Source organism: Bernardetia sp. (genome assembly GCF_020630935.1).
Taxonomy (GTDB): domain Bacteria; phylum Bacteroidota; class Bacteroidia; order Cytophagales; family Bernardetiaceae; genus Bernardetia.
On sequence record NZ_JAHDIG010000059.1, the window covers coordinates 17,675 to 29,931 of the forward strand.

Below are 12,257 nucleotides of genomic sequence, written 5' to 3' on the forward strand. Positions count from 1 at the left end.
AACGACAAAACTACTTCCTAACAGCACCAATCGGCATATTTGGGTCAAAAAGTCCGTATAGTTCTGGATTTTGGCGATAATTGGTGTACTGACGAGTTTGTGTCTGAACATAATCAAAAAGTTCTCTTACCGAAACAATTTTATCAGCATTAAAATCAGCTTCTCCCTTCAAACCACGAATTAAGTAATAGCTAAATACGCCTTGGCGAATGGTCTTGTTTTCAAGGGAAGTTTCTTCTGCCTTCGAAGACATCATCAGAGCCGTTCCTCCAGAAGTATTGGCAAGTGCTTGGTAGTATTTGTCCATTGTAGCTTTTACATTGCCACGCAAATTTTCGCTACTGCTTCCCGAATGACAAGCATCTGCAATGAAGAGTTTATTTTTTGCTTTTGAACTTGTAAAAATTTCCTGTATGTCTTTGTGAAGAAGTTTTGTACTTTCTGTTCCATTGTAATCGTAAGGCAAAAATGAGCCTTCCAAACCGTGTCCAGCATAATAAAAAATAACTAAATCATTTTCAGAAGCAGCACTAAATTTTTGATTTAAAGAATTTGTAATCTGTGATTTTGTAGCATTCTCATCTACTAAAAGCGTAATCTGGTCATCTGAAAGTGCGCCACCTTCTGGGCTTTTCAAAAACGCATACATTTGATACGCATCATCATCCGAATAACGAAGCGTTGGCATAGCCGTATAACTTGCTACTCCTACCACAACTGCCCAAACTTTTGGCATAGAAGCTAGTACATTTTCCGTTCGGTCAGGAGCTAAAAAAGTAACATTTGCATTTTGAGAGAAAAATGTCCCTTGTGCCGTTGTAGCTTCCAAACGGATTTCATTTGTACCGTTTTGCAAAGGAATTTTTCTTTTTACCGTAATAGCACATTTTGTACTTGGCGTTACGGTCAGTCCTCTAATAGGGTCTTGCTCTTTGTTATTAATAAAAACTTTGACCTCATTTACCATCAATTCAGATTCTAGGCAAACTTCCAAGTCAAAAAATGGTTGTGAAACTGTAGCAGTAAGAGAGGATGGATTTTGAAAATGAAATTTGACTTCTTTTTTCTGATTTGCTTTTTTCTGTTCGTTGATGAGTTTATCTAAAGTTACAATTTTGTTGGAAATCTCTACACGGTTGGGATGCCCTTGTTGTTTGGCTAATTGCAGATTTTTTAGACTTGCTTCATAATCTTTATTCAAATAATTGATAGTTGCTAGTTTATAATTTAGTTCTGCTGAATTTTGACTTCCTTCTCCTAATGCTAATCTAAAGTTTTCGGCTGTTTTTTCTGAATTATTGAGTTTTTGATAGGCAAACCCCTTATACTCGTAGATTTCTGCATTAATTTGAGCATCTTTTTCAGTATTGAGTTGGAGTGCTTTATCAAAATATTTTATTGATTCTTTGTACGAATCCATTGCAAAATAACTCTTACCTTTCCAAAGATTTGCCTCTGCTGTCTTGTAATTAAACAAAATAGCTCTATCCAAATCTGAAATAGCATCTTTGTATTTTTTTAAATGCCAGCGTGTGATTCCTCTTTTGAGGTACGCCTCCATATTTCGGCTGTTGTGTTTTAAAGAGGTAGTATAATTTTCTTCTGCTTGTACATAATTTTCTTGTATCAAGTCTTGATTTCCACTTTTTAAGTAGTGTGTATCGTACTGTGCAAATGCTCCAAAAGAAAGTAGAAGTAAAAAAGTAGTAAAGATATAAGTAGGCATAAGAATATTTTTTTGGCTGGCTTATTTTAATAGTAAAAAAACAGAATTTTATCTTAGTTTTTGACTTACTTAACGAATAAAAACCATTGTTCGTCTATAAAACATTTATTTTCTATGCTTACGCAAATAATATGCAAAAAGGTTCGAATACAAAAGAAAATAGTTAGGAAAAATAATTTCACAACAATTTATTAATCATTTGAGCTATTTTAGGAAGTACTTCACCACTTGTAGCTTTATAAATATAGCTCGCTTCATAATCTTCTTTTATAACTTCTGAAAAAACATTGGATTCAATATCAATAACTACTATTACTGCACGATTGAGTAGCGCAATTTTGAAAATACGATGAGGAAGCGTAGTAGAACCAGAAGTTCCGATAATAAAAAGAACCTCTGTCTGTTCAGCAACTTTCAAAGCTGATTGCGCTTTGTAAAACTCTTCATTGTAGTATTCATCAAACCACAATACATGAGGGCGCAAAAACGAACCACATTTTTTACATCTGAGTAGTCTGATTTCCTCTTTAGTTAAATCTTCATCTCGCTTTTTGGGAATATTTGGAAAAGGATAAAGTTTATCCGAACAAGAGTCTCCACATCTAGCATAATTCAAATCTCCGTGTATGGGAAACATTCTCTCGTAGGTGTTCCCTGCTCTGATATGCAAACCATCTACATTTTGAGTAATGAGAGCGAACTTATCTCCTAACATTTTTTCTATTTCTACTAATGCAAAATGTCCTGTATTGGGCTGTGCTGCCCTACAAACTGTATTGCGAAACAAAAACCATTTCCACACTTCGAAAGGCTGTCGTAAAAACATTTTATATGTTCCAATTTCTTGAGGTTTGTAATTGACAGAACCAACTTTCCAATACCCTTCTTTTCCTCTAAACGTAGGGATTCCACTTTCTGCTGAAATGCCTGCACCAACTAAAAAAGTAATTTTACTTTTGTTAGCGATAGCTCGTTTCAAATGTTCTTCTAAGGGTATTTTTTTCATGTTGTAGTTGAAGAGTATAGTATGTTTATTAGTTGTACATCTATTTGTATAAATAGGTTCATTCTCAGACAATTATATTCAGAATTTGAACTACCACATAAGATTTTGAAATTTTTTGGGTAATTTTACTTGTAAATCTCAGCATTCTAAACATTATCCAAAATAAAAAAAACATGAAAATATGTGTGTATTGTGCCTCTAGTTCCAAGATAGATAAAAATTATTTTGATGAGACAGAGAAACTAGCATTAGAATTTATAAAATCGGATGTAGAAGTAGTTTATGGAGGTGGTGCTGTTGGACTTATGGGCAAACTTGCAGATGTAATTATTGAAAATAGAGGTAAAATAAAAGGAATTATGCCTCAATTTATGAACGAAGTAGAGTGGGCGCATAAAAAGGTAGCAGATTTTGAGTTTACTGAAACAATGCACGAACGCAAAGCAAAATTTTTAGAAGGCGTAGATGCACTTGTGGCTTTGGCTGGAGGCACAGGTACGCTAGAAGAATTGCTAGAAGCAATTACTTTGAAAAGACTAGGCTTATTTGATAAACCCATTATAGTTCTCAATACGAATGGCTATTATAATCCTTTGAAAGAGATGCTAGAAAAATCGGTAGAAGAAAAGTTTATGCAGCCAGAACATCTCAAAATATGGACTTTTGTAGATAAAGCAGAAGAAGTGTTACCAGCTATCAAAAATGCTGATAAGTGGAGCGATGGAGCTATTGATTTTAGTGCTAGGAGATAAACATGCTTTCTAAAAACTTTTGAGTAATTTTAAGTTTAATTTAATAATCAACAAACAAACTATCTAAATAAACAATAACTATGCTTACAGAAACACAAAACGTATCAGCAGGTCAGCAAAAATACATCGATTTAGAAGACAATTATGGAGCGCACAACTACCATCCACTTCCTGTAGTGTTGGAAAAAGGCGAGGGCGTTCACGTTTGGGATACAGACGGAAAAAAATATTATGATTTCCTTTCTGCTTATAGTGCTGTAAATCAAGGACATTGCCATCCACATATTATCAAAGCTCTTACAGAACAGGCTCAAAAACTAACCCTTACGTCTCGTGCTTTCTACAACAACGTTTTGGGAGAATACGAAAAATTTATGACAGAGTTTTTCGGCTATGATAGAGTTTTGCCAATGAATACAGGTGTAGAGGGTGGAGAAACTGCCATAAAACTTTGTCGTAAGTGGGCATATAAAGTAAAAGGCATTGAAGAAAATAAAGCTAAAATACTTTTTGCAGAAAATAACTTTTGGGGACGTACGCTTGCAGCCGTTTCTTCTTCTACAGACCCAAGTGCGTACAGCGATTATGGTCCTTACCTCCCTGGGTTTGAGATTGTAAAATACAACGATTTAGCAGCTTTAGAAAAAGCCTTAGAAGACCCAAATGTAGCTGGTTTTATGGTTGAACCAATACAAGGAGAAGCTGGAGTAGTTGTTCCAGACGAAGGATATTTGAAAAGTGCCTATGAGCTTTGTAAGTCTAAGAACGTTTTATTTATTGCTGATGAAGTTCAGACAGGTATCGCACGTACAGGAAAATTAGTATGCTGCGACCACGCAGGTTTTAAGCCAGATATTTTGATTTTGGGTAAAGCTCTTTCTGGTGGTGTTTTTCCTGTTTCGGCTGTGCTTTCTAGCCACGAAATTATGCTTACTATCAAACCAGGGGAACACGGCTCTACGTTTGGTGGCAATCCACTCGCTTGTAAGGTAGCAATGGCAGCATTGGAAGTAGTTAAAAACGAAAAACTTTCTGAAAGAGCAGAGGAGTTAGGAAAATTTTTCCGTCAGAAGATGCAAGAATTAGCTGATAAATCTGACTTGGTAGAGCTTGTTCGTGGAAAAGGACTTCTAAATGCTGTGGTTATCAACGATTCTCCAGAAAGCTCAACAGCTTGGGATTTGTGTGTAGCTTTGAAAGAAAACGGATTACTTGCCAAACCAACACATGGAAACATCATTCGCTTTGCGCCACCACTCGTAATGAGCGAAGAGCAGTTGTTAGAATGTTGTCAGATTATTGAAAAAACTGTTTTGGAATTTAAGAAGTAGTTTTCAACCCTAAACGATAGTTTTCAGTACTCGTTTAGGGTTAGCAATCAAAACGAATCTCAGAAAATGAGATTCGTTTTTTTGTTTCAAACAAAGACATACAAACAGTAAAAGATTGTATAAAAAACTATTCTAAGTCTTAAAAGTGAGCCTTTTTTAGTAACTTTTATGTTATTTAAAGTAAATTTTGCCTTAATTTGCATATCTGTTTAATTTGTGAACCAGCATAAACAATATTTCAACTAAACTTAGTTTACCCAACTATTTATTAAAATATAATTGTATTTCCCTATGAATTATTCCGTTAAAGAAAACTCTACCACTAAAAAACTACTACAAAAAAGTGGAGTTTTTCTATTTACCTTACTGCTTTCTATCCTATTTTCTTTTACTGCTTTTTCTCAAAATGAACTGACAGGAAAATTAGAAACTATCAACCCAAGCCCGAGCATAAATGACGGAATTGTGGTGGCTAAAATACAAGGAGGAACACCACCTTATCGCTATTATTGGTCTAATGCAGGCACGCCTATCGTGGCAGACACTTGTAAAGGAAATACAGAAGGTGCAGCAGTTTCTCTAACTGTAAAAGATGCTAACGATCAAGAAGCAAAGTTTAGTGCTACTGTAGAGCCAGAGTCTGGAGGAGAAAACTTAAATGCTACATTTACTCCTCTTGTGGGAGCAATGGCTACTGTTCTTTTCTTTGACCCTTTTGCAGCCATTGGAATATACGACCCAAAAATTAAGATAAAAGAAGGAAAAATAAAGCCTCCTTATGTGATGGATAAGTCTTTAACTCAAATCACAGTAAAAAAGTGGTTAGTAGAAGATAAGGCAAAAGTTAAGAAGGGAGATATGATTGCGACAGTAACTTCCAACAAAGATGATAGAGAAATTTATGCACAGTTTGATGGAACAGTAAATATTGTCTTGAAAGAAGGGATGACTGTCTATGATGTAAATCAAAATAAAGATGCTCGTGATGTTGTACGTACAAATGGAGGTGCATTAGGAACTATTGACTACGACCAAGAACAGCCACTTCTGAATCCAAACGGAACGCCACAAACAAAATCAATTCCTTTAGTAGTATTTTGGCTCGTTTTAGGCGCTACCTTCTTCACTATCAAAATGAATTTTATCAACTTTAGAGGATTTAAACACGCTATCGATTTAGTAAGTGGAAAATTTGATGACCCAAGCCACGACCACGGAGAAGTTTCACACTTTCAAGCTCTTACAACAGCACTTTCTGCAACAGTTGGACTAGGAAATATTGCTAGTGTAGCGATTGCCATTTCTGTCGGAGGACCAGGAGCGACTTTTTGGATGATTACGGCAGGACTTTTAGGAATGTCTTCTAAGTTTGTAGAATGTACGCTTGGTGTAAAATATAGAATCATTGATAAAGAAGGGACAGTTTTTGGAGGTCCGATGTATTATCTAAGTCAAGGACTGGCTAAAAAGCGTATGGGAACACTAGGGAAGATTTTGGCAGTGGTGTTTGCTGTACTTTGTGTAGGAGGTTCCTTTGGAGGTGGAAATATGTTCCAAGTCAATCAAGCCTTTGACCAGTTGCAAGGACAAATTCCAGCTTTGGCAGGAAATGGTGTTTGGTTTGGTATTGGTTTCGCTGTGATAGTTGGTGTTGTCATCATTGGAGGAATTAAAAGTATTGCGAAGGTAACAGATAAGATTGTTCCTTTTATGTGTGGAATCTACGTTTTGGCAGCTCTTACTGTAATTGTTATCAATATTGAATCTGTTGGGGATGCTCTTATGTTAATTTTTGATGGGGCATTCAATGCAGAAGCTGCTGCTGGTGGTTTTATTGGTGTTTTGATTCAAGGTTTCCGTCGTGCAGCCTTCTCAAATGAAGCTGGTGTAGGTTCGGCTTCTATTGCTCACTCGGCAGCCAAAACAGACGAACCTGTGAGTGAAGGAATTGTAGCTCTTTTAGAGCCATTTATTGATACTGTAATCGTTTGTACAATGACAGCACTTGTTATCATCTTTACAGGAGAATACGCTAACCAAGAAGGTTTATCAGGTGCTTTATTGACCTCAAGAGCTTTCGGAAAATCAATTCCTTGGTTTCCTTATGTTCTAACAGTTGCTATTGTACTTTTTGCCTTCTCAACAATGGTTTCTTGGTCATATTACGGAGAAAGAGCTTGGTCGTATTTGTTTGGACAAGGCAAAATTGCCAGCTTAGTTTACAAAGGTATTTTCTTAATCTTTGTAGTAATTGGAGCTTCTATTGAGCTTGGTGCAGTAGTAGATTTTTCAGATATGATGATTTTGGGAATGGCATTTCCAAATATTTTAGGTCTGATATTGCTTTCTCCTGAAGTACGGAAAGATTTGAGAACCTACTTCAACAAAGTCAAATCTGGAGAAATAAAGAAATTTAAGTAAGAATCAATAATTTATAATACCCTCAAAACACTACTCTCTAAAAATTTAGAAAGTAGTGTTTTTTTATGTAGTAGAAAAAAGGCTAGAAACATTAAATGGAAATAATACTAATACCAATATGAAAACTAAACTACACCTAAAAATTGCATCAGTACTGCCGTATTGCTATTATTTTTTCAACTACATTCCATTAGCAAAGTTAGGTTTACCCATTCCAAGACAAAATGAAGGAAACAAAAAATAATCTTTCAATATCATCTTGAAAACTAAAGACTTAGAAATTTATTTTCTAGGTCTTTTCCATTTTATGTAGAATTAATCTAAATAACACTTGTTTTTATAAAATCATAGAGCTAAATTTGCAATTGCTATTAATAATTAGTCTAAATAAGAACAATATTTATAGGTTATTTGAGAACACCTATTTTTCAATAAAATTGAGATTATAAACTAAAACTATTAGCTGTATTCTCATTCTTAAATAAGTTTTTAATATAGTTCAAACAAATCAAAAATTTAAAGCCACAATAATGAAAAAAATATCAATCTCTTTCTTGCTTTTGTTTTTTATGTGTTGTAGTAGCCTATTTTTCTCTTCTTGTAAAGATGAAAAAAATGAAGATGAAGAAACTCAAATAAAACTAGATGAAACGCAAGCCAATAGTTTTTTATCTAACTATGCAAATATTGTTTATGCTTCTTATGAAGACAGCTACAATACAGCAAAATTATTAGATGATGCTATCAAAGCATTTGTTCAAAGTCCTTCACAATCTAGTTTAGAAGCTGCAAAAACAGCTTGGAAAGCTGCCAGAGAACCTTACGGACAAACAGAATCATATCGTTTTTATGGAGGTCCTATTGATGGAGACGAAGGTGTAGAAGGCTTTATCAATGCTTGGCCTTTAGACGAGTCATACATTGATTATGTAGAAGGAAATCCAACAACAGGAATTATTAATAACCCAACAGATTTTCCAACTATTGACAAACAAACATTGATAGATGCTAATGAAAAAGATGGGGAAACCAACGTAAGTACAGGTTACCATGCCATCGAATTTTTACTTTGGGGACAAGATACAGAACTTGGTGCAGGAGGAGGAAATCGCTCTTTCACAGATTTCACAACTGCTGAAAATGCAGAGCGCAGAAAAACTTATCTTCTTACAGCTTCTAGTTTATTACTAGACCATTTACAATTTGTCTTAAACGAATGGAAGCCTGAAACAGAAGGAAATTATAGAGCCTCTTTTGAGAATAGTTCGAACCCAAAAGCTCGTTTGTTAGAAGTATTGGTAGGAATAGCCTCTCTTAGCAAAGGCGAATTAGCAGGAGAGCGTATTTTTGTGGCTTTAGACGAGCCAGACAGAGAAAACGAACACTCTTGTTTTAGTGATAATACAGACAGAGACGTAGTAACCAATGCACTTGCTATTGATAATGTATATTTCGGAAGATACACAAGAGTAGATGGAACTGTTATTTCTGGAACAAGTATTTCAGATATTTTCAGAAATGCTGATGCTGAAAAAACAGATGCTTTAGATGCTAAAATGAATCAAACTATGGTAAATGTAAATGCTGTTCAGAATCCTTTTGAAACTGAAATGGTAGAACCAGCAGGGCGAGCTAGACTTCAAGAATGTGTACAAACACTCACAGAACAAGCTGATATGATTTTAGAATTGGCTTCTTTATATGGAATTAACGTTGTTTTGGAATAACACTGTATCATTTATATTTGTAAATGAATCCTACTTTCGAACATCCTTTTTTCTTAAAGACAAAGAGAGAACAAAAAACAATACAATTCAAGATTGCTTTGTTCTCTCTTCTTGTCTTATTAGTTATTGGTATAATAGTTTATTATCTCAACTTAGGTTTTCTTATTTGGATTCTTATCAGTCTTTCTCTTACCATAATTGCCCCTTTTTTTGATGTTCCTGCTCAAATAAAAAGTGGGCAACTTATTTATTATTCATCTTTATTTATCGTAGAGAAAGAAAAAAAGGGGATGATTTATATACATGGTGGGACTCTATTTGATTACTTTTTTTTCTTCGATAAAAACACTAAAAATGCAGGGCAATCAAAATTCGTTTTGAAAAAATACTTAGAAGGAATTTTAAATCTTATTTCAGAATATGAAGTAAAAGATAAAAATAAAACAAAAAGTCTAAAAATACAGGGAACAAGCTACATTATAAATGAGAGAACAGCGAGTAAATTAGGATTTACTAAGGTAAAGACAAATAATATTCAAAAACTTCTGCTTATCGTAAACTACCTCAATTTACTGTGTTCTATATCATTAGTAAAAGGAAAAATTAGCTTTCCTAACCTAAAAAATGTCCATACTTTTGAGATAAGCATGGATAAGTTGATTGAAAACAAAGAATATATAAATAGATTATATCAAAATTTTTAAGCTAAAATTATCAACAAACTAATGCGTTTTTACTTTCTAACTTTACTTTGTTCTACTTTCCTTTTATTTTCTTGTCAAGATGAAAAAGACGAGCCTATTTTTGAAGAAAGTGAAATTTATGCTGGAGGAAATGCTACCACCTTCGACCAATCTGTAAATGCTTTCGGACACGCTGCCAATGGGCTTACTGCTGAAGAAAATGGGCAATTTGTAACAGGAAATTCTTTTTTTAAAGCCAACTGGGTAATGGCTCCATCTTCTACTGTAGGGTTAGATGGTTTGGGAGCTTTTTTTAGCGCACGTTCTTGTTCTGGATGTCATGCCTTTGATGGGCGTGGAAATCTTCCCCAAAACACTGGAGATGATATTGTTGCCTTAGTGATAAAATTAAGTGTCAGAAATGGCATAAAATACGAAAATGAGCCTACATACGGCAGCCAGCTTTCTAGTCAAGCTATTTTTGGTATTGAACCAGAAGGAAATATTTCTATTTCTCATCAAACTATTACAGGAAATTTTACAGATGGAACAACTTACACACTTCAAAAGCCTATTTATAATTTCGATAAAATGAATTATGGAAATGTGCATCCAAATACAGTTGTTTCTCCTCGTCTTGCCCCACATATTGCAGGCTTAGGGCTTTTGGAAGCAGTCTCTGAACAAACCATTCTGTCTTTTGCTGATGAAAATGATATGAACAACGACGGTATTTCTGGTAAGCCAAATTATGTTTTGGAAGCTGAAACAGGACAAGTAAAATTAGGTCGTTTTGGATTAAAAGCCAATCAAGCAACAATCAGAGAACAGGTAGCAGGAGCATTTAATGGAGATATGGGAATTACATCTTCTATTCATCCGATAGAAAACTGCACAGATATTCAGCAAAATTGTAAAGACGCTATTTCTGGAAGTACAGAGGAAGAAATGGAAATTAGTGAATCAAAACTGGCAAAAGTAGTTTTGTATTGCCAAACCCTTGCTGTACCTGCCCGTCGTGATGCTGAGAATACACAAGTTTTGAGAGGGAAAGAATTATTCTCTAATTTGAATTGTAACAAATGTCATATTCCAAAAATGAAAACAGATTTTCATGAAATAAAAGCACTTTCCAATCAAACTATTTATCCTTATACAGATTTGCTTTTACATGATATGGGAGATGAATTGGCAGATAACCGTCCAGATTTTGGAGCAACTGGCAATGAGTGGAGAACTCCTCCACTTTGGGGACTAGGAATGATTCAGCGAGTTAATCCTTTAGCTACTTTTATGCATGATGGAAGAGCTAAAACGATAGAAGAAGCTATCTTGTGGCATGGAGGAGAAGCAGAAAATAGTAAAGAAAAGTATATAAAACTTTCAAAAGACAGCAGAACTGATTTGCTAACTTTTCTAAATTCATTGTAAATAAAAAAGGCTTGAAATTCTGTTTTCAAGCCTTTTTTTATAAATATTTTAGAGTACTGGACATCATAGATATTGCTGTTCTGTAACTCACAGAACAGGGAAAAGTGCCGTTCTTTGTTGTTTAAGCGACAGCGACGCCAACAACTTTTTATCTCATGTCCAGTACTCTAAACTATTTTATAGTTTTCATCTCATCAGGGAGCTTTACGTGTTTTTCAATAAACTTCTGAATATCTTCAATAGTATGTTCGTCTGTAAACTGAACAGGTTTTTTGAAAGTTACTTGTAGTTCTGTACCTCGTTTTTTCAAAAAGAATCCTTTTTTATCGAAAGCTCTTCTAAAACCATTGATGTAAACAGGGACAACTATTGGTTTTAATTCTTGAATTAGGTGAGCAGAGCCTTTTCTTACTGGAGCAAATGCTTTTGTTGTTCCTTGAGGAAAAGTTACTACCCAACCTTCATTTAAGGCTTGTTTGATTTTGTTTGGAGCTGATGTATCTGCTCCACGACTTACTTCTTGCCCTTTCGAACGCCAACTTCTTTTTATGGTTACTGCGCCTGTGTAAGCCAAAACTTTGGGTAGCCAGCCTCCGTCTTTCATCGTCTCTTCGGCAGCTACATAAAACATTTTTGTACGTGGGTTGAGCAAATAGACAGGGAAGTTAATATTTTTGAACTTCCATTTTACACTACAAAAAACGTGATACATCACCATTACATCTGCAAAATAGGTCTGATGATTAGAGATAAACATTACACCTTTGTTGGGAAGGTTGATAAGGTGTTCTGCCCCTTCAACTTTAGTTTTGTTGAGGATATTAAAACGTGGATACGTAGCTGCTCCCAAAACACTCACAAGCATTCTTTTCAGAAAAACAAAATTTCCAAAAGGGTCTTTACGAATAAGTTTAAATTTCTTGACTTTGCTTATCCAAGACATTTTTTGCTTCTTAGAGCGAACTTTATTTCGCCTCCTAAATTTCTTAGGAGACTGTATTTTATTTTCTTCTTCTTCGGTAGGTATAGACGTGTTTGTTTCCATTATTTTATAGATAAAAATTATAAAACTTGGTAGTATTAGGTGTGTCGTTTTTTAGAGTACTGGACATCCATAGATATTTGCTGTTCTGTGAGTCACAGAACAGGGAAAAAGTACCATTCGTTGGTGTTTTAGCAT

The 12,257-nt window shown here is 34.7% G+C and carries 9 protein-coding genes; 6 read left to right on the plus strand and 3 right to left on the minus strand.

The features are described from left to right. Positions 1 to 10 precede the first annotated feature (10 nt). On the minus strand, positions 11 to 1,726 hold the full coding sequence (locus QZ659_RS15300; RefSeq protein ID WP_291727004.1) for a caspase family protein: 1,716 nt from the start codon (positions 1,724 to 1,726) through the stop codon (positions 11 to 13). Between the two features lie 178 nt (positions 1,727 to 1,904). Beyond that, entirely contained in the window at positions 1,905 to 2,732 is an 828-nt protein-coding gene (locus QZ659_RS15305) for an SIR2 family NAD-dependent protein deacylase (protein WP_291727006.1), read from the minus strand. A 173-nt stretch (positions 2,733 to 2,905) separates the two neighbouring features. Here QZ659_RS15305 and QZ659_RS15310 point away from each other — a divergent pair, with 173 nt between their 5' ends. From QZ659_RS15310 to QZ659_RS15335, 6 genes are all read left to right on the plus strand, one after another. Beyond that, positions 2,906 to 3,484 carry a TIGR00730 family Rossman fold protein gene (locus tag QZ659_RS15310; RefSeq protein ID WP_291727007.1) on the plus strand — a complete coding sequence of 193 codons (579 nt, stop codon included), beginning with the start codon at positions 2,906 to 2,908 and terminating at the stop codon, positions 3,482 to 3,484. Between the two features lie 80 nt (positions 3,485 to 3,564). Next, positions 3,565 to 4,815 carry an ornithine--oxo-acid transaminase gene (rocD, locus tag QZ659_RS15315; protein ID WP_291727009.1) on the plus strand — a complete coding sequence of 417 codons (1,251 nt, stop codon included), beginning with the start codon at positions 3,565 to 3,567 and terminating at the stop codon, positions 4,813 to 4,815. A 291-nt stretch (positions 4,816 to 5,106) separates the two neighbouring features. Beyond that, a complete protein-coding gene (locus QZ659_RS15320) occupies positions 5,107 to 7,236 on the plus strand; it encodes an amino acid carrier protein (RefSeq protein ID WP_291727011.1) in 2,130 nt (709 codons plus the stop codon). 530 nt (positions 7,237 to 7,766) lie between these two features. Then, complete coding sequence (locus QZ659_RS15325; RefSeq protein ID WP_291727013.1) at positions 7,767 to 8,963, plus strand: imelysin family protein; 1,197 nt, start codon at positions 7,767 to 7,769, stop codon at positions 8,961 to 8,963. Positions 8,964 to 8,986: 23 nt separating this feature from the next. After that, the gene (locus tag QZ659_RS15330) at positions 8,987 to 9,667 is read left to right on the plus strand and encodes a hypothetical protein (protein ID WP_291727015.1); all 681 of its coding nucleotides are present in this window, start codon (positions 8,987 to 8,989) and stop codon (positions 9,665 to 9,667) included. 21 nt (positions 9,668 to 9,688) lie between these two features. Then, a complete protein-coding gene (locus QZ659_RS15335; RefSeq protein ID WP_291727017.1) occupies positions 9,689 to 11,077 on the plus strand; it encodes a di-heme oxidoredictase family protein in 1,389 nt (462 codons plus the stop codon). A 172-nt stretch (positions 11,078 to 11,249) separates the two neighbouring features. Here the strand turns inward: QZ659_RS15335 and QZ659_RS15340 are convergent, their stop codons facing one another. Further along, the gene (locus tag QZ659_RS15340; RefSeq protein ID WP_291727019.1) at positions 11,250 to 12,122 is read right to left on the minus strand and encodes a lysophospholipid acyltransferase family protein; all 873 of its coding nucleotides are present in this window, start codon (positions 12,120 to 12,122) and stop codon (positions 11,250 to 11,252) included. Between the last annotated feature and the right edge of the window lie 135 nt (positions 12,123 to 12,257).

What these genes read in the sequence shown, in the direction of transcription:
- QZ659_RS15300 (WP_291727004.1), bottom strand. Translation starts at nt 1,726, where the DNA reads ATGCCTACTTATATCTTTACTACTTTTTTACTTCTACTTTCTTTTGGA.
- QZ659_RS15305 (WP_291727006.1), bottom strand. Translation starts at nt 2,732, where the DNA reads ATGAAAAAAATACCCTTAGAAGAACATTTGAAACGAGCTATCGCTAAC.
- QZ659_RS15310 (WP_291727007.1), top strand. Translation starts at nt 2,906, where the DNA reads ATGAAAATATGTGTGTATTGTGCCTCTAGTTCCAAGATAGATAAAAAT.
- rocD (WP_291727009.1), top strand. Translation starts at nt 3,565, where the DNA reads ATGCTTACAGAAACACAAAACGTATCAGCAGGTCAGCAAAAATACATC.
- QZ659_RS15320 (WP_291727011.1), top strand. Translation starts at nt 5,107, where the DNA reads ATGAATTATTCCGTTAAAGAAAACTCTACCACTAAAAAACTACTACAA.
- QZ659_RS15325 (WP_291727013.1), top strand. Translation starts at nt 7,767, where the DNA reads ATGAAAAAAATATCAATCTCTTTCTTGCTTTTGTTTTTTATGTGTTGT.
- QZ659_RS15330 (WP_291727015.1), top strand. Translation starts at nt 8,987, where the DNA reads ATGAATCCTACTTTCGAACATCCTTTTTTCTTAAAGACAAAGAGAGAA.
- QZ659_RS15335 (WP_291727017.1), top strand. Translation starts at nt 9,689, where the DNA reads ATGCGTTTTTACTTTCTAACTTTACTTTGTTCTACTTTCCTTTTATTT.
- QZ659_RS15340 (WP_291727019.1), bottom strand. Translation starts at nt 12,122, where the DNA reads ATGGAAACAAACACGTCTATACCTACCGAAGAAGAAGAAAATAAAATA.